The organism is Glaciecola sp. G7-5, assembly GCF_055808975.1.
The window spans coordinates 2,672,907-2,699,108 of record NZ_CM147892.1 but is presented as its reverse complement, the minus strand read 5'-3'; the positions used below and the strand labels follow the sequence as shown (position 1 = coordinate 2,699,108).

Sequence of the window (26,202 nt, the reverse complement as noted above, 5' to 3'; positions counted from 1 at the left end):
AATACAAAGAGATAAGTGTTATGAGTTTAAAAGGTGTTGCCCTCGTATTGTTTGTACTGCTCTCAAGTTGCGCCATTGCGCAAGAAAATGCAGATTACGAAAAAGCTTATACTGCGTATGAAAGTGGAAATATTGATGAAAGTTACCTGTATTTAAAACGCAGTTTACAAAAGGACGAAGACCACCTACCCTCGAAAATGTTAATGGCCGAAGCCTTGGCTTTATCTGGCTATTACCTGGATTCATTATCTGAATTTGAAGAGTCTTTAGCCTTAGGTGCTGATCTAAACTTGGTTCTCGAATCATATATCCGAGTATTAATGGTACTAGGTGATACTGGTCGCATATTAGATATACCCGACAATCAGTTATCGCCAAATAAAAAGGGCTTCTTAAGAAGTGCAAAAGCAGGAACTTACGCACAACGAGAAGAATACTTAAAAGCGGAAGAATACTTCCAACTTGCATATGATGTAGCGCCTACCAGCGTCAACGTCCTAAACAGTGCCAGCCGTTATTACATTGCCACCAAAAACTACGATTTAGCCAAAAGAAGGCTAGATGAATCTATGGCAATCGATAATGCAAATTCAAATACCTACGAATTGCTTGGCTTATATTACGGACAGTTAGGTATGCAAGATGAGAAAATAGACGCGTTAGAAAAAGGCCAAGAAATCGCTCAATCTCACCCCGTTATTTTAAGAGAATTGGTTGGTGCTTATGCTGAACGAGGCGACTATCAGCTGGCTAAAACAATGTTAATGACAACACTAGAGACAACGCCCAACGATCCAATGGCAAACTTGTTACTCAGTTGGATTGCGGGTGAACTTGGTGAAGCAGCTTTGTCAAAAGAGGTATTGAACGACTTAGTAAACCAATTGAGCTTAATCGACACCTCAGATTTAGCAAAACAAGATTACACTCTTTTTGTAAGTGCAATGGCAAATTATGCTGCCAATAACCTTGAGATTGCACGCGGACAGCTAGAACAATATGTAAATAGAAATCCCACTAACTTTGAAGCAGCAAAACTACTTGCCGACATATACGAGCGTGAACGCGCGTTTGTAGCTGCCGCAAACACGCTTGAACGATTTCCTAAGCAAATAGACAGTGATGTTAATTTAGTGGCCAGATTATGCGGGACGTATGTCAAAACAAAACTTAATCACAAGTGTAGTTCACTTATTTTAAGAAACCGAGAGGCTCATGGAGATTCAGTCATATTTGTCCAAGCAGAATCAAATTTACTGGCCTCTAGAGGTAAAATAAATCTTGCCCTTGAAAACTTAAACAACCTGAACTCAAGTCAACTATCAGTTATGGCGCAACAAGCAGTATTGGCTATTCAGAGCGACCGCTTGGATGCAGCTACGCGAATTGTTACACGCTTACTTGACGTACATCCTGATAATAGTGATTTTTTGAATCTAGAGGCTTCAATTCTTAAAAAACAGAACAAGTTTAGAGAAGCCGAAGAAATATATGAAAAAATATTAGCAAAAGAAGCGACACATTTTGCCGCGAGTTTTAACTTGAGCCATATCTATTACCTGACTAATCGCCTTAATTTAGCTAAGACAACAACCCTAGCTTTAATGGGAAAGCGTGAAAATGACGTAGATTTACTCTTGCTTTACGCGAATGTGTTAACGTCCCTAAAAGAGTACGAAGGGGCTTTCGATGCCATAAGTAAAGCTGAAAGCTTAACCCGCTACAATGTTAAAATAGACCAAGCTTTCGTGAAACTCTATATTGCCACCAACGAATTGGACAATGCGCTTATAAGAGTTACAAAATTACTCAAGGATGATAAAACAAACATCGAGTTAATTCGTCAACGCGCCGGCTTATTATTTGAATTAGGTAGAGAAGATGAAGCCCATAAAGAACTTCGTATGTTGTACGGATTATTAACAGATGACTCGCAATCACTGTTTGCGTTGTCTGACATCCAAGGACAATATGCAGATCTCGATGGCGCAATAGAAACCTTGCAGCGCGCTGATGCTATAAACCCTGAAAATCTATTTATTAACCGCAATTTAGCCAAACTCGCCTTAGTTAAAAAAGATATGGCCATGGCTGAAACTAAAATAGCTTGGTTGAGGACTGTAGCGCCAAATAACCCTGATGTATTATTATTGCAGGGTGACCTAGCGATGGCGCAAGGCGCAGATGAAGAGGCCGCTGGGCACTATTTAAATGCTATAAGGGTTAATAATACGCTTGCTCCTGCACTGATAGCAGCGTATCAACTTGCGAATCGAGGATTTAAACAAGAGAAATTCCTAGAAACATTTGACTTCCTTGGCAGAGACCCTGATAAAAATACCTTTGCCATTCATCTACTCGCCGATTTTTATTTTGCAAGAGACAGATATGTGAAAGCCAAAAATGCTTATGTAAGTATTTCTGGGCAAGTAGAATACACCCCTTTACCGATGGTGCTAAATAACTTAGCTAACATATATGTTACTGAAGAGAAGATAGATGCCGCCTACAACTTTGCGCAACAAGCCTATGAAATGGTCCAAAATAACCCATTCATACTAGACACACTAGGTTGGATTACGGTACTTCGCGGAGAATATACACAAGGATTAAGCCTGCTTAGGCAGTCTTTTTCGATGAATGCGCAAGACCCAGATTTGCGTTATCGAGTCGCATTCGCGCTGCACAAGCTCGGTAGAGACTCAGAAAGCCGACGTGAACTTAAATTGCTATTGAGTGATTTTCCTGACTTTAAAAAGCGGCCTGAAGCCTTGGAGCTGAATAGGACCTTAGAACAGGCTGTTTCGGCATCGTAGCCGGCAAACACTGTGGTAAAGTAGAAAAGTAGCTTAAACGAATTTAAGCTACTTTTACGACCACCTATTTAATAACAAAATCTCCTTGCTCATTGCAGTCAATGGTCACCGTGTCACTACTTGACAAACTATCGTCTAATAGCGCGTGAGCCAAAGGATTCTCTATTTTCATTTGTATTGCTCTTTTCAGCGGCCGCGCACCATAGATTGGGTCAAATCCTGCTAACGCTAGATTATCAAGTGCAGCACCAGAGACCTCTAACTTGTAACCCATGTCATGCAAGCGCTGACGTAAAGATGCCAGCTGTATTTTTGCAATTGATTTAATTTCTTCTTTACCCAATGGATGGAAGACCACGATGTCATCAACCCTGTTAATAAATTCAGGCCTAAAATGACTACCTACAACTTCCATGACACTGTTTTTCATCTGTAGGTAGTTTTCTTCTCCGCTTTGCGCTTGAATAATGTCTGAACCTAAATTAGAGGTCATGATGATAACCGTATTTTTGAAGTTAACCGTACGACCTTGGCCGTCAGTTAAGCGTCCATCATCTAATACTTGCAACAATATATTAAACACATCAGGATGCGCTTTTTCTACTTCGTCTAACAATATCACCGAGTAAGGCTTGCGTCGCACAGCCTCGGTTAAATAACCACCTTCCTCATAGCCAACATAGCCCGGCGGTGCACCAACCAGTCTAGAAACAGAATGTTTCTCCATAAACTCGGACATATCTATTCTGACCATCGCTTCTTCAGTATCAAACATGAAGTTTGCTAATGCTTTACACAACTCAGTTTTCCCGACGCCCGTTGGGCCTAAGAATAAAAATGACCCCATAGGCTTGTCTGGATCTGCAAGACCCGCACGAGAGCGTCTAATAGCATCAGAAACAGCCCTAACGGCCTCTTGCTGCCCAATAACGCGCGTTCCTATCGCCGCTTCCATGTTAACTAGCTTATTTTTTTCACCGTCTAACATTTTGCTTACCGGTATGCCTGTCCAGCGCGAGAGAACGTCAGCTATTTCAATTTCAGTCACTTTATTTTTTAACAAGGTATGTTCAGCGATATCGTTTTCTGCCGCTTGTTCAAGCCTTTGTTCAAGAGCTGGAATTTTTCCATACTGTAACTCTGACATTCGGCTCAAATCTGATGCCCGTCGGGCAATTTCTAAATCGAGTTTCGCTTGCTCTAAATCTGCTTTAATACCCTGGGTGCCCTGCATTGCATCTTTTTCTTTATTCCAGACCAATTCAAGCTCAGCATATTTAATTTCTGCCTGCTCGCGCTCAAGTTCAATAATTTCCAAGCGCTTGTGGCTAGCAGTATCAGTTTCTTTGGCTAAAGCCTGCTCTTCAAGTTTTAGCTGAATAATACGACGTTCAAGCTTGTCCATTTCTTCTGGTTTAGAATCGATTTGTAGACGAATGCTAGACGCGGCTTCATCTATTAAATCTATTGCTTTGTCAGGGAGCTGGCGGTCGCTAATATAACGATTAGATAAACTCGCCGCCGCAACGATAGCCGGATCTGTTATGTCTACAGCATGATGAAGCTCGTAGCGTTCTTTTAAACCTCGTAAAATAGCGATCGTGTCTTCAACTGAAGGTTGTTCTACTAAGACTTTCTGAAAACGTCGCTCTAATGCGGCATCTTTCTCAATATACTGGCGATACTCATCAAGAGTCGTTGCGCCTACACAGTGAAGTTCACCTCTTGCCAACGCAGGTTTTAACATATTACCTGCGTCCATTGCTCCCTCACCTTTTCCTGCGCCAACCATGGTGTGCAATTCATCAATGAAAAGGATCACGCGGCCCTCTTCTTTTGCAAGCTCATTTAAGACTGATTTTAGCCGTTCTTCAAACTCTCCTCGGTATTTTGCTCCTGCTAGCAAAGACCCCATATCTAGCGATAAGACGCGTTTGTCTTTCAGTCCTTCAGGTACCTCACCATTGATAATACGCTGCGCTAAACCCTCTGCAATAGCGGTTTTACCTACCCCTGGTTCCCCAATGAGTACGGGATTATTTTTCGTTCTGCGCTGAAGTACTTGAATTGTTCGTCGAATTTCATCGTCTCTGCCAATGACAGGGTCTAGCTTACCTTGTTCTGCCCTTTCAGTTAGATCGCTGGTATATTTTTCTAGCGCTTGTCGAACGTCTTCAGCATTTTGGTCTGTGACTTTTTGTCCGTTGCGCACGTGGTCTATGGCCGCTTCAATTTTCTTTTTATTTAAGCCTAATTTCGTCAGCATTTTGCCAAGCGTGCCGGTATCATCAATTGCCGCCAAAACAAAAATTTCAGACGTAATATAATCGTCTTTTCGCTGCTGTGCTATTTTGTCACACATATTCAACAAGCGAATAGAATCACGACCGAGTTGCACTTCAGCATCAGGGCCTTGAATTTTTGGTAGCTTATCTACGCTTTCATTTAAAGAGGAGCGTAAACTATTTAGGTTTATGCCGGTATGCTCAAGCAATGCTCTAATGCTCGTACCCTCTTGGTTCAGCAGCGCTGACATCAAGTGAATGGGTTCGATATACTGATTATCGCGACCAAGCGCAAGTGATTGCGCATCTGAAATCGCAATTTGGAATTTACTGGTAAATTTATCTAAACGCATAAGGGTCTCTCCTATATTTCCTTACTTTATATGTGGGTATAAAGACTTGGCAATTCAAGTGACTAAAGAAATTATAAGCGTAATTGTTAAGAAATTAAGAAACTTGGTGATGGGTGGCGGGCGTTAAATACGAACAACAACTGTTGCCATCCGTCCTGTATTTATTGAACCTTGGTGATTAGCAGCTCGATGAGAAAAACAGTCATTACTGGCGTAGCTACACACGGGTGATTTCTCTATATTGACAACACCCTGTGCATTTAATTGTTGAATCGCAATAGCGGCTAAATCGACTAAGAATTTATCTACTTGCCCAGTTGGTTTTATTTGATTTTTATATTTACCAAAGTTTTCGATAAGGTCTTGTGATACTTCAAAATTTGCCTGGGAAATACTAGGTCCTATCCACACGCTAAGGCTTGATTTATGACTAAACTCCTGCAGTGTGTTGCTTATGATGCCATTCAAAAGTCCTCGCCAACCAGCATGTACAGCAGCAATTTTTCCTGACTTTGTACAGGCAAAAACGAGCGGTAAACAATCAGCTGTCATTACCGCTAGCGGTGTATTGGTATCTGTTGTAAATACTCCGTCACAAGCTAGTGCACTTGTCAATTCGACACTTGTGTTTGGGATATTTTCGGGGTCTTTTGCATCTATCGTGCCGGTGACATCAGGCAAGTCTGCATAGTTAGCCAAAATTGACGAGTGGGTTTGCTGTAGCCATTTGATAGGTGCAAGTGAAATCTCGATATCTGTTTTGTCATCATCGAGACGATTGCTGACTTGCTGCGTAATTATCGACTTTAATAAAGCTCGATTAGTCGCAACGCGATGACTATTATCGCCAACGTGCATGCCTAAATTAAAGGATTTATAAGGTCCTTCACTTACCCCACCATGCACGCTTGTACAAAAACAAAAGACATTGTTCGCTAATGGGGCATGCGGTAAGAACAACAATTTACGCCACTACCATTGTTCAGGCATATCATGAAGCGCTAAATCAGCTTTCATGGCCGCTAACAAAGCAATAAAGTCATCTGGCAATGGAGCATGCCACGTCATACTTTCGCCCGTAGTCGGATGAGTTAAACTTAATTGTATGGCATGCAAGGCTTGGCGCTTAAAGCCACGCAACATGGTCACAAAGGCTTCACTGGCATGCTTAGGTAATCTAGGCCTACCACCATATTGAATATCACCGACGATAGGATGCTTGATATGGGTCATGTGCACTCTGATTTGATGAGTACGACCGGTTTCGAGTTTTAAGCGTAAATGCGTGTGCGCTCGAAACTTTTGCTTTACGCGATAATGCGTGACCGCTGGTTTTCCTGTTTCTCGCACTCCCATTAGTGTACGTTTAGTTTGATGGCGACCAATGTTCGCATCAACCGTGCCACCAGCAATCATATTTCCAAGTACAACGGCTTCGTATTCACGACCCATTTCCCGTGCTTGTAGTTGGTTTACTAAACTCGTTTGGGCGCTTAAGGTTTTAGCAACGACCATTAAGCCCGTTGTATCTTTGTCAAGACGATGCACAATGCCTGCCCTTGGAATTTTTTCAATGGCAGGATAGTGGCTCAACAATGCATTCAATATCGTCCCTGATGGATTGCCGGCACCAGGATGCACAACTAAGTTTGCTGGCTTATTAATAACGAGGATGTCGTCGTCTTCATAAACGATATCCAAGGCAATCGCTTGGGCTTCATTAAATACCTGCACCTCTTGTTCGGCCGAGATCGTAATGACTTCTCCACCTTTTAGTTTTATACGTGGGGTAACCACAATGTCACCATCAATGCTGACACATTCAGCTAAAATCCACTCTTTTAACTTTGAACGTGAATATTCTGGGAACAAACGCGCAATAGATTGGTCTAGTCTGGTATCATAGTGATCATCAGGAACTGTTGCAGATAGCGATATTAAATTGACTTGTTGACTCATAAACAGGATCATTAGTAGAAATTGGAGCGAAGTATACCAAGCCTTTGGCACAATTGCTTAACCTATAACAGAAAAGACAGCGAACAGAGTATGATAATCCTGTCATTTAATACAAATAAACCACTTTAAATGAGTAATTCAAAAACATGATAAAGCGCAAAAATACGTTCACGGCAGCAATCTCGCTAGTGATTGCCCTTTCTCTCGGCGCCTGTTCAAGCGTAGAAGAAGATCAGCGTAAAATGATTCAAAATCAAGGCGAAATCGCCTTGTATAAGCAAGCTAAACAAAGTATGGAAGTAGGCAATTTTTCTGCCGCCGCAGAACTTTTGAGCAGTATAGATTCAAAATTTCCCTTTGGCCCTTTGTCACATCAAGTGCAGCTTGATTTGATTTATGCCTACTATAAATCAGGAAACGTCGAACAAACCCTAGCGACAATTGACCGTTTTATTCGATTAAATCCTAACCATGCGGACGTTGAATACGCAATTTACATGCGCGGCGTTACAAATATGGAACAAGATAGTAATCTGTTTCAAGAGATCTTGGGCGTAGACCGCTCTGACAGAGACCCCTCTAAATCGAAAGAAGCATTCGAAGATTTCCGCAGACTCATCGAAAAGCATCCAGATTCTAAATATGCAGCTGACGCAAAGCAGCGTATGTTGCATATAAAAAACAGGCTAGCAAAATATGAAATTGAAGTTGCAAGATTTTATATGCGCCGAGAGGCATGGGTAGCAGCAGCGAACAGAGGAAGATACGTCTTAGAATACTTCCCTGATACCGAACAAGTGCAGCCTGCGTTAGAGATTATGGTATCGAGTTATAATGAACTTGGACTTGACGAGTTAAAGAATAACGCCATCAAAACATTGCGCTTGAATTACCCAGAAAGTGAGTTTATTCAATAGTCTGATAATGCTAAAAAAAAGACGCTATATGCGTCTTTTTTTTGATTGAAATATGGCTACTTACTATTTGACGTTTACTTTAAAATACAACTGGCTCAAGGGATTAATTAACTTGGCCCAGCCTGAAGTAAAATGCAATGGCTTGTCTAGAATCGTAAACACCAAACAACCCTCATCAGCGTCAGATACCGGCGTGTGCGTATGCGACTGGTTAAGAATTATAAAGTCACCGCTTGCAAAGCGTCTCTCACCGTCACTGAACTCTCCGTTTATCACCAAGGTTAGCTCGTTTCCCTTGTGTGTGTGCTCGGGAACACTACCGCCCTTTTCCATGTATATTAACTGCGCTAATGAACCGCCCCCTATTTCAACTGGTGCCTGCCATATTTTACCAACTAAATGAGACCACTCACCGACGCGGTTTGCGAATCTTGCGAGTGTCGCTGGAAGCAAAAATTTTCGCCCCTCAAGATCTAGTTTAGAGACATCATTGGGCGTAAGAGTAGTGTCGACCAGCGTGTCGTCGCGTGTAATAGACTCGAACATACTCACGTAGTCGCGAGAAATTGTCCTATGCGTATCATCGTCTGAAAATACCTGCGAAGCCAGCGTATCGGTAAAGGACCGCGTTTTGTTGAGGCAAGATGGACACATATCACAATGTGCAGACACCAACAACGAACTATCTGAAGGCAGAACGCCTTCAGCGAAGTTTACTAATGTAGTGTCACTTGGATGAAACTTAATCATGTTCCTTTAACATGTCCTTTAAACGTTGTAATGCAAGGCGCGTTCTTGACTTCACGGTCCCTAGCGGTATTTCTAGCTCGTCAGCAACTTCTTGTTGTGATTTACCTTCAATGTAGATAGCCTCGATTACGCGCTGCTGTTTTTTGGGTAAATCATTAAAATAGTGTCCGACTTGCTCAAGCGTTATTTGCTCATCTAATGGGGCAACTTTTGTGTCAGCGGTTTGTTCACATAACACTGGCCATAAGTCGTCTGAGCACACATCTTCTTTTCTATTTTGCAATTTACGCAACATGTCAAAGCGAATATTCCGCGCGATTGTGAATATCCATGTTGATGGAGAGCCTTTTTCAGCATTAAATAAATGAGCTTTTTGCCATACATTTGACATTGTGTCTTGTACAAGCTCCATTGCAATAGCTTCGTTACCCATTTGCTTTAAAGCATACGAGCGCAGACGCGGTGCAAAGTAACTAAAAACTTTAGAGAATGACGCTTTGCATCGTTGTTTTGCGACGGTATCCAGATAGCGTGACATCTCTGCTGCACAATCTTTCGGTTGGCGAGTTTCATTTCGTTGCTGATCTACGGGAATTCCTATTAGCATTTCAATCTACCTTGTCTTAAGCTTTAGTTATTATGTTGCCAGTATAGACAAAGATTGATGATTACATAGTTAAATAAAGTTAATGTTATGTAATGTTCATCCTAAGTCGTGGGAAATAAGCTCATCTACCTCTATGTACAGGGATGCGCTAGTCAATCAATTGCGACAAATAATTTAAAACCTTCTTACAATCTCTTTGAGATAAAAAATGTTGCTTCTGTTCTGCCCCAACGGGTATTAATTCTATCCAGCGATGTATGACCCACATTGGGTCATCAAACGGCATATTTGTATATAATGAACTGACGTCGGGGTACCTTTCAAATATTTCTTGCAGTCGCTTATCAATCGGGTCTAATTCACTTGGCTTAAGCTCGCATTGCCAGCTAGGGCTTGGCGAACAAGTAGCAACAAGAAGTTCATCATGTTCAGTTTCAATATCGCTTATATTTACGAAATCGAGGCCCTCAACGGTGACCCCTAAAAGCCCATCTTCAAGAATGTCAAAATCGATTACTCTGCAGCGCGTTCCAAGCGCAAATATATGCGTATTAAGTGCTTTGTTACCCGCACTGTTTACCATGCAAATAACGAAAGGTGATTGGTTAGCACAAGATTGTTTAATCATGCGAACGTAGCGCGGCTCAAAAATACGCAGCGCCATTCTACCGCCCGGTAAGATGTGTGAAGATAAGGGAAAAAGTGGAGTTTTCATTTATAGTGTCTTAGCCTAGAGTATTCAAGTAAAGCAACAAACTGTGTCTATGTAAGGTTGTTACTCCTTCTCTAGGTAAAAAGATTAAAGATAGATAGAATTTACTGCGACCAGTATCACACTATTAAAAAAAGTTAATTTACTGATCTGAAGACAGGTCTAAGCGTAAATTTAAGTAACTTCAGAAAACTACTTGCGCACTCACATACATGGACATTTTAAATAAATTTACTTCTTTTTATACCGATTTAGCGAGTATGCGCACAGAGGACCTTGCGAGCATCTACAGCCAAGACGTGTCATTTGTTGACCCAATAGGAAAACATCAAGGCATAGCAGCAGTTGAAGCTTATTTTTCTAAATTGCTAGAAAATGCGAAACATTGCCAATTTACCATTCAATCAAAAATGACGACGAAGTCAGGTGAATACGTCGTTGTATGGACGATGGAATACAAAACTCCAAGGATGAATAAGGGTAATATTATCAAGGTAGAAGGTATAACCCTGCTGGAAATACGTAATGACAAAATAAGTTTCCACAGAGACTACTTCGATTTAGGCCAAATGATTTACGAAAACGTGCCACTACTTGGACGAATCATAAAAAGAATTAAAAGGAGCTTATCATAATGGCGACGATACTTATTACCGGTGCCACCTCTGGTTTAGGCGAAGCGTTAGCCAACGAGGCAGCAACAAACGGCCACCAAGTTATTGCCTGCGGCAGGAATGATGAAAAACTAGAAGCGTTGGCAAAGAAGAGTAATATCTCGACGCTACAGTTTGATGCGACAGACCAAAACGCCACGAAACAGGCCCTAGCACAAGTTAAGTGTGATATCGCTGTTATCAACGCAGGAACATGTGAATACGTGGATATTAATAATGTAGAGCCAGATATGTTCAGACGCGTGTTTGACATTAATGTGTTTGGGTCAATTAACGTGATTAGCGCTCTGTTACCTAATTTAGAAGCAGGCAATAAAGTGGTGTTTGTCGACAGCATGGCAAGGTTGCTTCCCTTTACGCGTAGCCAAGCATACGGTGCCAGCAAAGCCGCCATTCATTATGCGTGCAAAAGCTTTGAGGTTGACCTTAAGAGTCGCGGTATTTCAGTACAAAGTTTATCGCCAGGGTTTGTGAAAACGCCGCTAACTGATAAAAATGATTTTCCTATGCCAATGGCGATTACTGCACAAGAAGCTGGGAAGTACATGCTTAAGGGCATTCTAAGTAATAAATCGAGCGTATATTTTCCTCGCAGATTTGGCGCCATCATTCGTTTTCTCAATTTATTACCCGAAGCACTTCAACGTAAGCTGTGCCTAAGTATGCGCGATTCAGCCAAAAACGACGCGTCTTCCTCAGATAACGACAGCAAATAGGCCAATTCATGACACAGGCAGTAGCAAAGAAAGTAGCGATTATTGGCACCGGCATTGCAGGCATGACCAGCGCATACTTGGTGAATAAAAAAGCGGATATCAGCGTCTTTGAGGCCAACGATTATATAGGCGGGCATACGGCCACAAAAGAAGTCAATGTAGACGGAAGAAGTTATAACATTGACACTGGATTTATTGTATACAACGACTGGACCTACCCTAATTTTATCAAGCTAATGCAAACACTCGAAGTCGCAACACAGGCGACTGAAATGAGCTTTAGCGTAAAAAATAAAAAAACAGGTTTGGAGTATAATGGCAACACGATTAATAGCTTGTTTGCCCAACGTCGAAATATTGTGTCGCCACGATTTTATCGCCTGGCACTTGATATCGTTAAGTTTAACAAACTCTGTAAAGCTCACATCGAAGCTAAAAAAAGTACTGACAACATAAGCTTAATCGCATTTATTGAAAAACATAAGCTAAGCAAAGCCTTTACTGAAAACTATATTTTGCCTATGTGCGCAGCCATATGGTCGACAAGCTTAGAGGCATCAGCTAACTTTCCGTTAGCATTTTTTCTTAAATTCTTTAATAATCATGGTTTGCTGAACATTACTAACCGTCCACAATGGCACACTCTAATCAACGGTTCAAATTCTTACGTAGCACCATTGACCCAAAGCTATAAAGACAAAATTTTATTGAATAGCCCGGTGCAAAAGGTAAGCAAAACAAGCGATGGTTATACGCTTATTAGCAACGGCAAGAACTATCAATTCGATGAAGTTATATTTGCTTGTCATAGTGACCAAGCCATTAAGATGCTTGATTTAGCGAGCTTTAGTCAAGACTATGCCAAGCAATTGAGCGATATACTTGGCGCCATTCCTTATTCAGATAACGATGTAGTTCTGCACACCGACACCTCGGTTCTGCCTGACAGAAAGCTCGCTTGGGCAAGTTGGAACTATCTTATTAGAGGTAGCGAGAATGAGGCAAATGCGCCGGCGAGTGTCACCTATAATATGAACATATTGCAACGTATCCAAAGCGATACGACTTTTTGCGTAACGCTTAACAACACCCAAGAGATGAGATCCTAGTAAAATACTCGGCAGATACAACTATGCACATCCTCAATTTAGCCCCGCTATGGTCGCTGCCCAAGAGCGAAGAGAGGAGATTTGCGGTCAAAATGGGCTACATTTTTGCGGTGCTTATTGGTACAACGGATTTCACGAAGATGGCGTACGAAGTGCGCTTGATGTCGCGAATAGATTTGGTGCTAGTTTATGAGCAATTATATAAAAAGCACCGCCGGCGACATAGCAGAAAGTGGCATTTACAAGGGAAAAGTATTCCACAAGCGCTCTGTGCCTAAAGTACACATCTTCGATTATCAGATATACCTGTTTTGGATAAAATTAAAAGAACTAGACTCCCTTGCCACTAGCGTTTCTGGCTTTTCAAAAAATAAATCTGGCTTTTCGATAGTTAACTTCACCAGGAGTGACTACCTAGGTGACGCTAGCAGCGATCTTGAAACTGCTGTATTAGAAAAAATGAACAGCTTAAGTGACGTAGCTCTCAGTGGTGATGTGTATATGCTAGGACAAGTCAGAACATTCGGTTTGTATTTTAGTCCTGTCAATTTTTACTATCTAAGAAATAGTGACAAACGATATACACATCTGCTGGCAGAGGTCAGCAATACACCATGGAATAAACGTCATTGCTATTTAGTAGATTTAGAAGAACAACAAGATTGCGCAAAGGAATTTCATGTTTCTCCTTTCAATCCAATTGATATGCAATACAAATGGGACATCAAACAACCTAGCGAGACCCTCAAACTCCATTTGAGTTGCTACCAAGAAACCAAGCATTTTGAAGCCGCAATCAACATGCAAAAACAGCCTTTGACTTCAAAAACACTGCGTAATTCGATCTTATCTATACCTAGTATGACGATTAAAACAGTAGTTGGAATTTACTGGCAGGCTCTTAAATTATTTTTCAAGCGCGTACCCATTTATACGCACCCCTAAAGTAAAGGAATAAATAAATGCCACAAGTTGATCAAACAATGCAAAGCACCATCACACCAAGTATGTGGGAAAAGGCCTGTCGCTCGATCTTTTTAGGTGTATTAAAACATCTGCCTCAGGGCTATATGACCTTTAGCGAAAACGGCCAGATAATAGGTCAATTTGGTAACAAGGAGCATGATTTACATGCGCATATCAATATCCTAGACGCCAGTGCCTATCCTAAACTGTTGTTTGGTGGCAGTATTGCATCTGGCGAAACCTTCTCGGACAATCTTTGGGATACCCCAAACCTGACAAACGTAATTCGTATTTTTGCTCGTAATTTACCGATGTTAGATGAATGGGAAAGAAGATTTAAGTGGATTAGCATGCCCGCTTTGAAACTCAGTCACTTTGCCAATCGTAATTCTGCAGAACAAGCGAAGCGAAACATCTCAGCTCACTACGATTTAGGTAATAAACTTTATACTAAGTTTCTTGACCGCTCTATGATGTATTCTGCCGCGATTTATCCGGATTCAAATGCAAGTTTGGCTCAGGCCCAACAACATAAGCTTCACACTATCTGTGAAAAACTGCAACTTAAGCCCAGCGATCATTTAATAGAAATTGGGACCGGCTGGGGCGGCTTGGCTATTCATGCAGCCAAACATTATGGGTGCAAAGTAACTACCACTACCATTTCTGAAGAGCAACATGCCTATGCTCAGCAGTGGATAAATAATGAAGGATTGAGCGACAAAATCACCTTACTCAAAAAGGACTATCGTTTGCTCGAGGGGCAATATGACAAGTTAGTATCAATTGAAATGATTGAAGCTGTCGGCAAGCGCTATTTGACTACCTTTTTCAATAAATGCTCGTCACTTTTAAAGCCTGACGGCCTAATGCTACTGCAGTCAATTACGATAGATGACAGAAGACATGAAAGCTACTCAAAGAGTGTTGACTTCATCCAAAAATATATTTTCCCAGGCGGATATTTGCCGTCTCAGTTGATTATTAATCAGCACTTAAAAAAAGACACCGACTTATCAATCGCCGATACTCAAGATATTGGCTTGGACTACGCACAGACGTTAAACGATTGGTTTGTTGCGTTTATGACGCAAAAACAAGCGCTTGCTGAAGATGGCTACGATGACCGCTTCATGAGAATGTGGCAATATTATTTAAACTATTGTGAAGGTGGTTTTTTAGAGCGAGCGATTAGTACTTTACAACTTGTGATGCGAAAGCCTGAGCACCGCAGTGCGCTAGCTAGAAACTAAATTGTAATTGTCGGTATAAATCGAAGAGCCTGTTGTTAATCAGGCTCTAATACCGAAACGGGGTCTGTAAATTTAGGTTCGCCTTGAAGTACAGCAATTTCAACCCGCCGGTTTTGTGCTCTCGCGCGGTCGGTATCGGCCTCACTTATAGGTTGTGTTGCAGCCCGGCCAATCACTCTCATACGCGTTTCGTCAAAACCTCGAGCTCGTCTTAATTCCTCAGCTACTGCAACTGCGCGCTGTGCAGATAAGTCCCAATTTGAACGATATAGTTCATTAGTAATTTGGACGTTGTCGCTGTGTCCGGTAATTTCGACTTTACCTGGCATGTCATTTAACAGCTCGCCTAGTTTGCGAATAACAGGGACAAATTGCGGTTGTAAAAAGGCTGAACCTGCGGAAAACGATCCGCTTTCTCTAATTCTAATAACAATTTGCTGGCCCAAGTTCTCAACGTCTACCGCACCATCTTTTATTTCTTTTTGTAGTAATTCTTCAACTTTTTTCTTGTTGTCTTCAATTTCTTCTTTTTTACCTGCCGCTGCCGCAGCTGTCGCCATTTGATCAGCAGTTTGGGGAGATTGACCACCTCTGAAAGTGCCTTGTTGTTTCTGTTTGCCGCCAGCGGAATCTTCCTCTCCTTCTTGGAAATTTAGCATAGGCTTGGTGATATCTTGCGTGACCTGTTGTACTGTCTCAATCGGGGTTGGATCTGGTTTACCCGGTCTAAATTCAAGTGCAACAATACTGGTGCCTTTGGGAATATCTTTTAACTCAATTTTATTTTGAACGCCAAAGGCGAACTTCATCGAACCTGCTATTTGCTTAAACTTTTTAACATCCATCTCGGAAAATGAGAGTAACAATACGAAAAAGCACATGAGCAAGGACATTAAATCAGCGAAGGTTCCCATCCACGCAGGCAGTCCCTCGGGGGGACATTTTGGGCATTCGTCATCCATTAGGCCGCTTCCTCTTTTTCACCACCTCGTTTGCCTTCAGCAATGTATCCTTTCAACACACCTTCAATTACGCGCGGGTTCTGGCCATCAGCAATACCTAAAATACCATCAAGAATTAAGCTCTGATTTAGCTTTTCTTCTACACAGCGAACTTGCAATTTAAACGCTACTGGCAAACAAAATAAGTTCGCCAACATCGCCCCATAAAGCGTAGTTAACAAAGCAACCGCCATAGCCGGGCCAATTGCCTTAGGATCATCCATGTTTGAAAGCATTGCCACCAAACCAACAAGTGTTCCTATCATTCCCATCGCAGGTGCTACATCACCTAAAGACTTAAAAATAACAGATCCAGCATCGTGGCGTTCAGTGGTATTTCGTATATCTTTACCCATGGTCTCACGGACAACATCTACATCGTGGCCATCAACTAGCATGTCGACACCTTTTTGCATAAAGGAATTGTCTATTTCCGCTTCTTCAAGGGCCAAAAATCCGCCTTTGCGAGCAGCATCAGCCATTTCAACGACTTTTTCTATCAATTCTTCAGGCGATTGAATCTTAAAGGTAAATGCTTTGCCTGCTACTTTACCAGCACCTAAAAACTGGGAAAGGGGATACTGCATGAGGACAACAAAAATAGATCCACCAAATACAATTAGTACGGAAGGTACGTTGAAGAACATACCCAAGTCACCACCTAATATCATCGCCATGACGACAAAACCAACTGCGCCAATAAACCCAATAATAGTTGCTAAATCCACAATTCACTCCCGCTACAATGCGTCATAATACTAAACTTGATAAGACCTTAAGTTATAGCCTACTGCGATAAACAGGCTCGACTGCAAACTTACTTTTTTCTCTGTGTGTTTGTTAACGGCAATTTATTTACAATCTTTATGCAAAATTGCGGGTTTTATTCACCTAACAATTGAATTTGCATGCCCTGTCGGTTAAGGTTCACAGCTTTGAATCTGGGAGTAGAGCTAAATGAAAGTAGAAGAATTATCGTTTGAACAGGCAATGGCAGAACTAGACGCGATTGTGCTTGAAATGGAACGTGGCGAAATCCCCTTAGATGCCTCTTTAAAGCAGTTTGAACGCGGCGTAACGTTGGCAAGACATACCCAAAAATTGCTCCAAGATGCTGAGCAAAAAGTAAAAGTCTTAACCACTACAAATAACCAAGACACCCTAACTGAATTTAGCGAATAAGCTTCTGTATCCGTACCTATGCCTATACCAACTTCCTTAGAGAGTAACCTCCAGTATACCTCGAGCCACATGACCGAGTATTTTACGAGCTTCGTAAAAGACCAAAACATAGTGGAGGCCTCATTGCGCGACGCTATTGAGTATGCACTTTTAAATGGCGGTAAGCGCATGCGTCCGTTGTTGGTCAGTTTAGTTGGTGAAGTATTGGGTATCGACAAACAAGACCTCATTCCGGTAGCCCTTGCGGTTGAATGTATTCATGCCTATTCACTAGTACATGATGATCTTCCAGCCATGGACGATGACGACCTTCGCCGCGGCAATCCCACTTGTCATATAAAATTTGGCGAAGCAACCGCCATTCTTGCTGGTGACGCGTTGCAAAGCATGGCGTTTCAAATACTTGCTGGTGCTAGTTTTAACGCGCAAGTTAGCGCGAAACAGCACAAATTAATACTCGCACTAAGTAAGGCTGCAGGCCCAGCGGGCATGGTAGGTGGACAAAGTATTGATTTGGCCTCAACAGACAAAAGCGTAACGTTGACCGAATTGACGCAACTCCACGTATTAAAAACCGGTGCACTTTTAAAAGTATGTGTCGCACTACCGTGTATACTTAGTTGTGATATTACAGCGCAAGATGAAAGTCTCTTATTAAGTTTTGCTGAGCATATTGGCCTTGCCTTTCAAATTCAAGATGACATTTTAGATGTAACCGCTGATACCCAAACCTTAGGAAAGCCCCAAGGCTCAGATGCTGGCGCAAATAAGTCAACCTTTGTTTCTTTGCTTGGGTTAGAGAACGCAAAACAAGCATTAGACAAAGAACACGATTTGGCAATACACGCCTTACGCGCTTTGCCCTATAATACCGATAAATTAGAAACCTTTACCGATTTTATGGTTACCCGAACTTTTTAGGGTCAGGTTATATACAATTACAGTAGAAGAAATTAAACGACATGAGCCTTGATCTTAATCATTACCCTCACTTAGCTAAAGTAAATATTCCCAGCGAATTGAGGCAGCAAGCCAAATCGACACTTCGTGCCACCGCCAATGAGCTGCGCAGATTTTTACTAAATAGCGTAAGCCAAAGTAGCGGACATTTCGCATCAGGCTTAGGCACTGTCGAGCTGACGGTTGCATTGCATTACGTTTATAATACCCCCTTTGACCGCTTAATTTGGGATGTAGGTCATCAAGCCTATCCTCATAAAATTCTCACCGGAAGACGTGATCGTATGACCACCATTAGGCAAAAAGGCGGATTACATCCCTTCCCTTGGCCACCTGAAAGTGAATACGACACATTCGCTGTTGGTCATTCTTCAACCTCAATAAGTGCGGCCTTAGGCATGGCTATCGCGGCTGAAAAAGAAAATAAAGGACGTAAAGTCGTTGCTGTCATTGGTGACGGCGCACTTACTGCGGGGATGGCCTTTGAAGCCTTAAACCACGGTGGCGATATCAATAAAGACCTTACGATTGTGTTGAATGACAACGAAATGTCGATCTCGGAAAACGTGGGGGCTTTAAATAGCCACCTTGCGCGCTTGCTCACTGGTAACTTTTTCAACTCAATCAGAGACAGCGGGAAAAAGATATTATCTAACGTCCCGCCGATTAAAGAGTTAGCAAGTAAGGCTGAAGAACATTTAAAAGGTATGGTGGCACCGGGTACTATTTTTGAAGAACTCGGGTTTAATTACTTTGGACCTATTGATGGACATGACGTTGATGCCTTAGTTGACACTTTATCTAATATGCGAAATATGAAAGGTCCCAAAATTTTGCATATCGTCACGAAAAAAGGCAAAGGCTACGAACAAGCAGAGCAAGACCCAATCAAATGGCATGCAGTGCCAAAGTTTGACCATACCACTGAAAAGTTTCCGGCCACCAAACCGAGTAAGCCAAGTTTTTCAGCTATTTTTGGTAATTGGCTATGCGATATGGCCAAGGTAGACCCAGAGTTAGTCGCCATTACGCCGGCCATGCGAGAAGGCTCAGGCATGGTCAAGTTTTCGCAACTTTATCCTGAGCAATATATCGATGTTGCCATCGCAGAGCAACACAGTGTGACACTAGCCGCGGGGCTGGCAAAAGAAAACAAAAATGCGGTTGTCGCGATTTATTCTACGTTTTTGCAGCGAGCTTATGACCAGCTAATTCATGACGTCGCTTTGCAAAATCTACCCGTGTTGTTCGCTGTAGACCGTGCAGGTCTAGTTGGAGCTGATGGCCCTACGCATCAAGGTGCTTTTGATATCAGTTTCTTAAGGTGTATTCCCAATATGATTGTGATGACACCAAGTGACGAAGTTGAGTGCAGGAACATGCTTTATACCGGACATATGGCAAAGCAACCTGCATCGGTGCGTTATCCAAGAGGCGCAGGAATGGGACTTGAGCCTGAATCATTGATGACACTAGTTGAGCTTGGCAAAAGTCGCGTAATGCGCGATATAAATGAGCCAAGTTCAGATGACAAACCCAAAATTGCGATTCTAAACTTTGGTACCTTATTGCCTCATGCTCTGGCCGCAGCCAATATTTTGAATGCCAAGGTTATCGACATGCGCTTCGTAAAACCACTCGATACTGACGCAGTTGCCCTTGCCGGCAAAGAACATGATCTAATTGTGACTATAGAAGATGGTGCTATTATGGGCGGTGCCGGCACTGCAGTAATGGAATCATTACAAGCGAGTAAAGTATTGGTGCAAGTCTTAACGCTCGGTCTGCCCGACGAATTTATTATGCAAGGTACGCAAGAAGAGATGTATGCTGAGCTAGGGATTGACGGCAATGGTATTGTCGCGTCGGTAAACGAATTTATCAACTAAAACGAATAAGGGAGATATTCTTCTCCCTTCGTTTCTGTCTTATTTTTATATCACTATTTCAAGCAAGGTAAATAATGCATATACGCCGTGCAAACAGACCAGCGCCATTACGCCTGCGACTAAGTCGTCGACCATAATACCCCAGCCACCATGAACATTTTTATCTAAGAAACTTATCGGCCATGGTTTTGCGATATCAAATATCCTAAACAGAACAAAGCCAATCAATAGACTATGCCAGCTAATAGGGATAGCTATAAATACCACCATCATGCCTGCAATTTCGTCCCACACTATCGCACCGTGATCGTGAACGCCTAAGTCGTCGCTTACCTTTTGGCAAATAGAAATCCCAACAAGCGCTGCCAAAAAGGTGATAAACAAGTAGGGTATTATGCTTAAAGGGCTCATTAAGATCAGTAGTGGGATTGCCGCTAGCGAGCCCATCGTACCAGGCATGATGGGAGACAAACCAGTGCCAAAACCGAAACCCAAAAAATGCATCGGATGGTATAACTTTACTTTTGCTCTGAGAGATTTTTCCATAAGTATGTCAGAAGTGACAGTAGCCAAGTGATTCAGCAGAGCCAAAATCAAAGGGTTCATCGTTTAACTTCAAATCTAACTTTCCTGTGGCACCGGTCATTTGACCAATACAGGTATGCTGAATTGAATAACTGTCCAATGCAGTTTGCACACTATTTCTTTGTTCTTCGCTTACGGTAAACAGCAGTTCGTAATCGTCTCCGGCTGAACTTGCATAATGTAGAGCTTGGTACAAATCACCCACATTACGGCCTAATTCCTCTGAAATAGGCAGCTTGTCTAAATGGACGATGACGCCTGTTCCCGATGCATTAGCAACATGCATCAAATCTTGTAATAAACCGTCGGAAACATCAATACAAGAGCTTGCTAACCTTCTGAGAATAGTGCCCGCTAACACTCGCGGTGTTGGACAAAAATGTCTCGAAACTAAATAGTCGCGGGCTTCTTGGTCTTCGCATTTTAATTTATCTAATAAAATATCAAGTCCAGCGCCCGCATCACCTAGGGTGCCAGTAACAAAAATCCAGTCCCCACTTTGGGCACCGCTGCGCGTTAAGACACTCTCAGGGGGTACAAAGCCTTGCGCTGTTATCGATACCGACAAGGGTCCTTTGACCGTATCGCCGCCAATCAATTGCACTGAAAAATATGCACAAAGTTCTTTTATCTTTTGACTAAATTGACTCAGCCAAACCTCGTCTAAGCTAGGCAAGGTTAGAGATAAGCTTAGCCAACTAGGTTCTGCACCCATCGCGGCTAAATCACTTAAGTTAGAGGCAACTGCCTTGTGAGCAATATGCTCAGGTGCGGTATCGGGCAAAAAGTGAACGCCTTGTACAAGCGTGTCGGTGGTCGTTGCAAGACTTTGATTAGGGGGAACCTGTGTGATGGCTGCATCGTCGCCAATACCTACAGTAACGTCTTTACGTACAAAGCTATCCCTAGCAAAGTACTTATCAATCAGTTTAAATTCATTCAAATCTTAACTTCTTTCTTCTTTTCTAAGCGTTTTAACAGCTTTATCTAAGGCGCCATTTATGAATTTGTGACTTTCTTCGGCGCCAAATAGTTTAGCCAGCTCTATGGCTTCATTGATAACCACTTTATAAGGGGTATCGAGTCTATCGGTAAGCTCTATTGTCGCTAAACGCATTATCGATTTTTCAATCGGATCTAACTCTTCAGGCAAACGACCAAGATACGGCTTATAAAGCTTGTCTAATGATTCAACATCTTTAGTAACGCCGCTGAGTATTGCTTGCATATATTCAAGATCAACTTTCTTCATATCGTTGGTTGTAGCGATACTCAGCTCTATTTGCTTAATATCATTGCCACTCATTAACCAAGCATAAAGTGCCTGAAGAGCGAGTATTCGAGCTTGCTTCCTGTGGGCTGGTTTCACTATAGCGCCTCGTCAATAGCCGCTAAAACGTTGACCATTTCAAGTGCACTAAGTGCTGCTTCAGAACCTTTATTGCCAGCTTTTGTACCAGAGCGTTCAATCGCTTGCTCAATTGTGTCTACGGTAAGTACGCCAAAGGCTAAGGGGATGGTAGCGTCTAAAGAGACTTGCGCTAAACCTTTATTACATTCTCCAGCGACGAAATCAAAATGCGGTGTACCGCCGCGGATAACAGCACCAAGGGCAATAATGCCATCAAACTTGCCAGAAACCGCTGCTTTTTTTGCTACAATCGGCAACTCATAAGCACCTGGCACGCGGATAACCGTGATGTCATCAGGATTGACTTCGCCATGACGCTCAAGCGTATCTAGCGCGCCATCAAGCAGACTCTCAACAACAAAACTATTGAAACGAGAAACTAACACGGCAAATTTCTTGCCTGTTGCGCGAACATTACCTTCAATTACTTTCATTTGTATCTGCTCCTGTGTAAAAATCGGCGCGAATTGTAGCACAAACCCGCAGTAAAAAACCTTTTTTTAATCGCCTGTTTGTTTGGCTTTAATCGTGGATATATTCAACTACTTCTAGGCCATAGCCAGACAATGCAGAATATTTAATGGGTTTACTTAACAAACGCATTTGCTTTATGCCTAAGCTTGCCAAAATTTGACTACCAACACCGACTGTTCGCGAAGAGCCTACCCATGTTTTACCCTTTGCGACCTGTTCATTGTCCTCGGCCTCAAATTGTTTTACTTGAGAAATAAGATCTTCTTGCTTACCTAAAACTACAATCACACCACCTTCGGCTTGTATCCGCTCCATTGCTGCAGACAGTGGCATCGAGCGGTTAATTGCTCGAGTTGAATCGAGCAAATCGCTCAATACGTTTTGCAAATGCACCCTTACCAGAGTAGGTTTATTTTCTGTTATCGGTCCTTTTTGCAATACAAAATGGATTTGCTCGTCAATAACGTCTTTGTAGGTGATTAAATCGAACTCTCCGTGTACTGTGGGTAATTTACAGGTCGCCACTTTTTCAATCGTGGTTTCATTTAAATTTCTGTACTCGATTAAATCGGCAATTGTGCCAATTTTTAAATCATGCTCTTTTGCAAATACTTCAAGCTCAGGACGCCTTGCCATAGAGCCATCAGGGTTTAAAATTTCAACAATGACTGCTGCTGGTTCACAAGCTGCTAAGCGCGCTAGGTCAACACCTGCTTCAGTATGCCCTGCTCTATTTAACACCCCGCCCTCTTTTGCAATAAGCGGAAAGATATGACCCGGTTGTACAATATCTTCACTATTTGCATTTGGGTTGACGGCGGCAAGTATCGTTTTGGCGCGGTCTGACGCTGAAATACCGGTAGTAACGCCTTTAGCGGCTTCTATCGATACCGTAAAATTAGTCGAAAACTGAGCGCTGTTATTGTCGACCATTAATGGCAATTTCAAGCGTTTACAACGCTCTTGTGTCATCGGCAAACAAACCAGGCCGCGCGCATGGGTCACCATAAAATTAATGGCTTCAGGCGTGACATGTTCGGCTGCCATAATAAGGTCACCTTCATTTTCACGGTCTTCGTCGTCCATCAATATGACCATTTTCCCTTGTTTAATATCTTCTATAATTTCTGCAGTGGTGTGTAATCCCATGAAAATCTCTTTTTGTGTGCGTGTTTATTAATGTCTAAAGTGCTATTCAAACTTACTTCAAATAACCATGTTCTGCTAGCAAGGACATACTAATGTCTTGATGATTATCTTTTTTTGCAGCCTCATCACCAAGCAAAAGGCGCTCTAAATAACGGGCAATTACATCTACTTCTAAATTAACCTGTGTCCCAGTTTTGTAATGGCCGATGACTGTTTCTTGTAGGGTATGAGGAATCAGCCAGAGCATAAAAGAAGCACCATTGACTTCATTCACCGTTAAACTAACCCCATCAACCGTAATCGAGCCTTTGTGTGCAATGTATTTCGCTAATTCATCGGGAGCTTTTACCCATACTTCAACGTAATTACTGTGTTCAAGTATGCGCTCGACTTTGCCCACGCCATCAACGTGGCCACTTACGATATGACCGCCAAAGCGGCTGTCTGTGCGCATAGCCTTCTCAAGGTTGACCTTTTGCCCTACACCATAGTTGGCGAAGCCGGTAAGTTTAATCGTTTCTGCCGACACATCAGCCGCGTAAAAGTCACTACCTTTATCAACGACAGTTAAGCAAACGCCGCTGGTTGCAATACTGTCACCTAAATGCACATCACTCATGTCCATTTTACCGGTCTTAACGACTAAACGATAATTGTCGCCCAAATCTCTTAAGGTTGAGATTGTCCCTACTGCTTCTATAATTCCAGTAAACATAGTTGCAAATACCTGTGTTAATTGTCTGAAAATTCAATAATCGTTTTGGTATCTAGGCCAACAGTTTTGACTGAGAGCACTTTCCCTTGAATCGCATCTTTTAATACATCTTTAGACCGAATATTCGTTAAGCCTCTTGCTGAACTGCCAAGTATTTTAGGTGCTTGATATAAAATAAGCTCATCAACTAGACCCATTTCAAATAGCGCGCCGCTTAAGCTTGCGCCAGCTTCGACCCAAACGTGATTTATTTCTCGTTTTGCCAAATCCGCAAACAAACAGTGTAAATCCACGAATAAATCTGTTCCCATTTGCTTACTAGAAACTTGTTGCTGTGAAACGCAATCGTGGTCACAAGACAGCGCATCATTAAAGGAAGTATTATAGACTAGGGTCGCTTGTCCATCTTGAAAAAGTTGATACTTATTGGCCTGCAAGCGATTTTTTGAGTCAATAAGCACTCGCAAAGGTTGTTTATCTCGCCATGCAAATTGCGCAGCTACCTCATCACTTAGTTCGTTTGCGCGTACGTTCAATTGAGGATTGTCTGCAATAACGGTGTCTGCGCCGCTTAAGATTGCGCATGCACTTGCGCGGTGGTACTGAACATCACCGCGCGCTGGGGCACTGGTAATCCACTTACTTTCACCATTACTCAAGGCAGTTTTACCATCAAGACTGGCGGCTAGTTTAACGCTAATAAAAGGACGCTTGTACTGCATGCGAAACATAAAGGCTTTGTTTAATGCCAACGCCTGTTTTTCAAGCAAGCCTACAAGTACTTCGATACCAGCGGTTCGTAGCATTTCTATACCTTTAGCGCTGACTTGTGGATTAGGATCGGTGCAGGCAACAATCACCTTTTTCACCTTTGCATCGATGAGTGCTTGAGCGCAGGGCGGCGTACGACCATAGTGGGCGCATGGCTCGAGTGTTACATAAACACAAGCCCCTTGTGCTTTCTCGCGAGCTTGTTTAAGGGCAGCAACTTCAGCGTGCGCCTCGCCTGCTTTTTGGTGAAAGCCCTCACCAACAATAGTGCCTGCGGGATTGATAATAACGCAGCCAACGCGAGGATTAGGCGTCGTAGAATACATACCTTTTTGTGCCAAATCTAAAGCGCGCGACATCATCTTCTTATCAAGATCGCTAAACAGATTTTCAACAGCTAAATTTGGCATAATGACTCTTTGTTAAAACGAGGGTTTACTACACCTTATTCATCTGATAATCGGGCGATTTCTTCACCAAACTCTTTGACATCTTCAAAGGAGCGATAAACCGACGCAAATCTAACATAGGCGACTTTATCAAGTTTACGTAGCGCCTTCATGATGAGTTCACCAATAAATTCACTTTTCACTTCGCGCTCACCTGTTGCCCGAAGTTCAGATTTAATTTTATTCATGGTTTGCTCAATAGCCTCTGTACTCACAGGACGCTTTTCTAAGGCACGAGTGAGGCCAGCAGATAATTTATCTTCGTTGAAAGGTTCGCGAGTGTTGTCACGTTTTATCACTTTTGGCATCACCAACTCGGCGAACTCAAAGGTAGTAAAGCGTTCGGCGCATTCGATGCACTGGCGGCGACGTCTAATTTGTTCTCCACCAGAGACTAGGCGAGAGTCAATGACCTTGGTTTCTTGGGCTGCACAAAACGGGCAAAACATATACTCCACTCCTTTCAAATGATGCCTTAATAAATGAAACGAGCCGGAAT

The 26,202-nt window shown here is 42.4% G+C and carries 25 protein-coding genes and 1 pseudogene; 10 read left to right on the top strand and 16 right to left on the bottom strand.

All coding sequences use genetic code 11. The annotated features are described in order from the left end of the window. The first annotated feature begins 20 nt into the window (after positions 1-20). Positions 21-2,816 carry a tetratricopeptide repeat protein gene (locus AC0L6H_RS11890; protein ID WP_473389186.1) on the top strand — a complete coding sequence of 932 codons (2,796 nt, stop codon included), beginning with the start codon at positions 21-23 and terminating at the stop codon, positions 2,814-2,816. A 64-nt stretch (positions 2,817-2,880) separates the two neighbouring features. Here AC0L6H_RS11890 and clpB read toward each other — a convergent pair whose 3' ends face one another. The 3 genes from clpB to rluD all read right to left on the bottom strand — a co-directional run bounded on the left by clpB (position 2,881) and on the right by rluD (position 7,413). Continuing rightward, complete coding sequence (clpB, locus tag AC0L6H_RS11885; RefSeq protein ID WP_473389184.1) at positions 2,881-5,454, bottom strand: ATP-dependent chaperone ClpB; 2,574 nt, start codon at positions 5,452-5,454, stop codon at positions 2,881-2,883. A gap of 123 nt (positions 5,455-5,577) precedes the next feature. Continuing rightward, the gene (locus AC0L6H_RS11880; RefSeq protein ID WP_473389183.1) at positions 5,578-6,414 is read right to left on the bottom strand and encodes a purine nucleoside phosphorylase YfiH/LACC1 family protein; all 837 of its coding nucleotides are present in this window, start codon (positions 6,412-6,414) and stop codon (positions 5,578-5,580) included. A 12-nt stretch (positions 6,415-6,426) separates the two neighbouring features. Next, positions 6,427-7,413 (bottom strand): 23S rRNA pseudouridine(1911/1915/1917) synthase RluD, encoded by a 987-nt coding sequence (gene rluD / locus AC0L6H_RS11875; RefSeq protein ID WP_473389182.1) that lies wholly within the window; start codon positions 7,411-7,413, stop codon positions 6,427-6,429. Between the two features lie 146 nt (positions 7,414-7,559). Between rluD and AC0L6H_RS11870 the strand changes: the two genes are divergently transcribed. Next, entirely contained in the window at positions 7,560-8,330 is a 771-nt protein-coding gene (locus AC0L6H_RS11870; RefSeq protein WP_473389180.1) for an outer membrane protein assembly factor BamD, read from the top strand. A 63-nt stretch (positions 8,331-8,393) separates the two neighbouring features. Here the strand turns inward: AC0L6H_RS11870 and AC0L6H_RS11865 are convergent, their stop codons facing one another. The 3 genes from AC0L6H_RS11865 to AC0L6H_RS11855 all read right to left on the bottom strand — a co-directional run bounded on the left by AC0L6H_RS11865 (position 8,394) and on the right by AC0L6H_RS11855 (position 10,402). Then, positions 8,394-9,080 carry a ChrR family anti-sigma-E factor gene (locus AC0L6H_RS11865; protein ID WP_473389179.1) on the bottom strand — a complete coding sequence of 229 codons (687 nt, stop codon included), beginning with the start codon at positions 9,078-9,080 and terminating at the stop codon, positions 8,394-8,396. Continuing rightward, complete coding sequence (locus AC0L6H_RS11860; protein ID WP_473389177.1) at positions 9,073-9,687, bottom strand: sigma-70 family RNA polymerase sigma factor; 615 nt, start codon at positions 9,685-9,687, stop codon at positions 9,073-9,075. Before AC0L6H_RS11860 ends, AC0L6H_RS11865 begins: the two co-directional genes overlap by 8 nt. 148 nt (positions 9,688-9,835) lie before the next feature. Then, positions 9,836-10,402: an LON peptidase substrate-binding domain-containing protein gene (locus tag AC0L6H_RS11855; protein WP_473389176.1), complete on the bottom strand. Its 567-nt coding sequence runs from the start codon at positions 10,400-10,402 to the stop codon at positions 9,836-9,838. A 209-nt stretch (positions 10,403-10,611) separates the two neighbouring features. Between AC0L6H_RS11855 and AC0L6H_RS11850 the strand changes: the two genes are divergently transcribed. The 5 genes and pseudogenes from AC0L6H_RS11850 to AC0L6H_RS11830 all read left to right on the top strand — a co-directional run bounded on the left by AC0L6H_RS11850 (position 10,612) and on the right by AC0L6H_RS11830 (position 15,117). Then, on the top strand, positions 10,612-11,034 hold the full coding sequence (locus AC0L6H_RS11850) for a nuclear transport factor 2 family protein (protein ID WP_473389175.1): 423 nt from the start codon (positions 10,612-10,614) through the stop codon (positions 11,032-11,034). Further along, positions 11,034-11,789 (top strand): SDR family NAD(P)-dependent oxidoreductase, encoded by a 756-nt coding sequence (locus tag AC0L6H_RS11845; RefSeq protein ID WP_473389174.1) that lies wholly within the window; start codon positions 11,034-11,036, stop codon positions 11,787-11,789. Before AC0L6H_RS11850 ends, AC0L6H_RS11845 begins: the two co-directional genes overlap by 1 nt. Positions 11,790-11,797: 8 nt before the next feature. Continuing rightward, positions 11,798-13,091 (top strand): annotated as a pseudogene (locus tag AC0L6H_RS11840) (NAD(P)/FAD-dependent oxidoreductase). Continuing rightward, positions 13,088-13,843, top strand: coding sequence for a DUF1365 domain-containing protein (locus AC0L6H_RS11835; protein WP_473389172.1), 756 nt, complete (start codon positions 13,088-13,090; stop codon positions 13,841-13,843). Before AC0L6H_RS11840 ends, AC0L6H_RS11835 begins: the two are co-directional and overlap by 4 nt. 17 nt (positions 13,844-13,860) lie before the next feature. Further along, positions 13,861-15,117: a class I SAM-dependent methyltransferase gene (locus AC0L6H_RS11830; RefSeq protein WP_473389171.1), complete on the top strand. Its 1,257-nt coding sequence runs from the start codon at positions 13,861-13,863 to the stop codon at positions 15,115-15,117. 35 nt (positions 15,118-15,152) lie between these two features. Here AC0L6H_RS11830 and AC0L6H_RS11825 read toward each other — a convergent pair whose 3' ends face one another. Continuing rightward, positions 15,153-16,079: a flagellar motor protein MotB gene (locus tag AC0L6H_RS11825; protein ID WP_473389170.1), complete on the bottom strand. Its 927-nt coding sequence runs from the start codon at positions 16,077-16,079 to the stop codon at positions 15,153-15,155. Beyond that, positions 16,079-16,846, bottom strand: a complete 768-nt coding sequence (gene pomA, locus AC0L6H_RS11820; RefSeq protein ID WP_473389168.1) for a flagellar motor protein PomA — start codon at positions 16,844-16,846, stop codon at positions 16,079-16,081. Before pomA ends, AC0L6H_RS11825 begins: the two co-directional genes overlap by 1 nt. A 229-nt stretch (positions 16,847-17,075) precedes the next feature. Here pomA and AC0L6H_RS11815 point away from each other — a divergent pair, with 229 nt between their 5' ends. From AC0L6H_RS11815 to dxs, 3 genes are all read left to right on the top strand, one after another. Beyond that, positions 17,076-17,300, top strand: coding sequence for an exodeoxyribonuclease VII small subunit (locus tag AC0L6H_RS11815; protein ID WP_473389167.1), 225 nt, complete (start codon positions 17,076-17,078; stop codon positions 17,298-17,300). Positions 17,301-17,369: 69 nt separating this feature from the next. Beyond that, positions 17,370-18,221 (top strand): polyprenyl synthetase family protein, encoded by an 852-nt coding sequence (locus AC0L6H_RS11810; protein ID WP_473389166.1) that lies wholly within the window; start codon positions 17,370-17,372, stop codon positions 18,219-18,221. Positions 18,222-18,262: 41 nt separating this feature from the next. Continuing rightward, positions 18,263-20,149: a 1-deoxy-D-xylulose-5-phosphate synthase gene (gene dxs / locus AC0L6H_RS11805; protein WP_473389164.1), complete on the top strand. Its 1,887-nt coding sequence runs from the start codon at positions 18,263-18,265 to the stop codon at positions 20,147-20,149. 45 nt (positions 20,150-20,194) lie between these two features. Here dxs and AC0L6H_RS11800 read toward each other — a convergent pair whose 3' ends face one another. The 8 genes from AC0L6H_RS11800 to nrdR form a co-directional block, all read right to left on the bottom strand. Further along, the gene (locus tag AC0L6H_RS11800) at positions 20,195-20,695 is read right to left on the bottom strand and encodes a phosphatidylglycerophosphatase A family protein (protein ID WP_473389163.1); all 501 of its coding nucleotides are present in this window, start codon (positions 20,693-20,695) and stop codon (positions 20,195-20,197) included. 7 nt (positions 20,696-20,702) lie between these two features. Then, positions 20,703-21,677, bottom strand: a complete 975-nt coding sequence (gene thiL / locus AC0L6H_RS11795; protein WP_473389162.1) for a thiamine-phosphate kinase — start codon at positions 21,675-21,677, stop codon at positions 20,703-20,705. Between the two features lie 3 nt (positions 21,678-21,680). Beyond that, positions 21,681-22,103: a transcription antitermination factor NusB gene (nusB, locus tag AC0L6H_RS11790; protein ID WP_473389161.1), complete on the bottom strand. Its 423-nt coding sequence runs from the start codon at positions 22,101-22,103 to the stop codon at positions 21,681-21,683. Further along, on the bottom strand, positions 22,103-22,579 hold the full coding sequence (gene ribH, locus AC0L6H_RS11785) for a 6,7-dimethyl-8-ribityllumazine synthase (RefSeq protein WP_473389159.1): 477 nt from the start codon (positions 22,577-22,579) through the stop codon (positions 22,103-22,105). Before ribH ends, nusB begins: the two co-directional genes overlap by 1 nt. An 88-nt stretch (positions 22,580-22,667) precedes the next feature. Beyond that, entirely contained in the window at positions 22,668-23,768 is a 1,101-nt protein-coding gene (gene ribBA / locus AC0L6H_RS11780) for a bifunctional 3,4-dihydroxy-2-butanone-4-phosphate synthase/GTP cyclohydrolase II (RefSeq protein ID WP_473389158.1), read from the bottom strand. Between the two features lie 52 nt (positions 23,769-23,820). Further along, the gene (locus tag AC0L6H_RS11775) at positions 23,821-24,483 is read right to left on the bottom strand and encodes a riboflavin synthase (protein ID WP_473389157.1); all 663 of its coding nucleotides are present in this window, start codon (positions 24,481-24,483) and stop codon (positions 23,821-23,823) included. A gap of 17 nt (positions 24,484-24,500) precedes the next feature. Continuing rightward, on the bottom strand, positions 24,501-25,664 hold the full coding sequence (gene ribD, locus AC0L6H_RS11770) for a bifunctional diaminohydroxyphosphoribosylaminopyrimidine deaminase/5-amino-6-(5-phosphoribosylamino)uracil reductase RibD (RefSeq protein ID WP_473389155.1): 1,164 nt from the start codon (positions 25,662-25,664) through the stop codon (positions 24,501-24,503). A gap of 35 nt (positions 25,665-25,699) precedes the next feature. Beyond that, the gene (gene nrdR / locus AC0L6H_RS11765; protein WP_473389154.1) at positions 25,700-26,152 is read right to left on the bottom strand and encodes a transcriptional regulator NrdR; all 453 of its coding nucleotides are present in this window, start codon (positions 26,150-26,152) and stop codon (positions 25,700-25,702) included. Positions 26,153-26,202 lie beyond the last annotated feature (50 nt).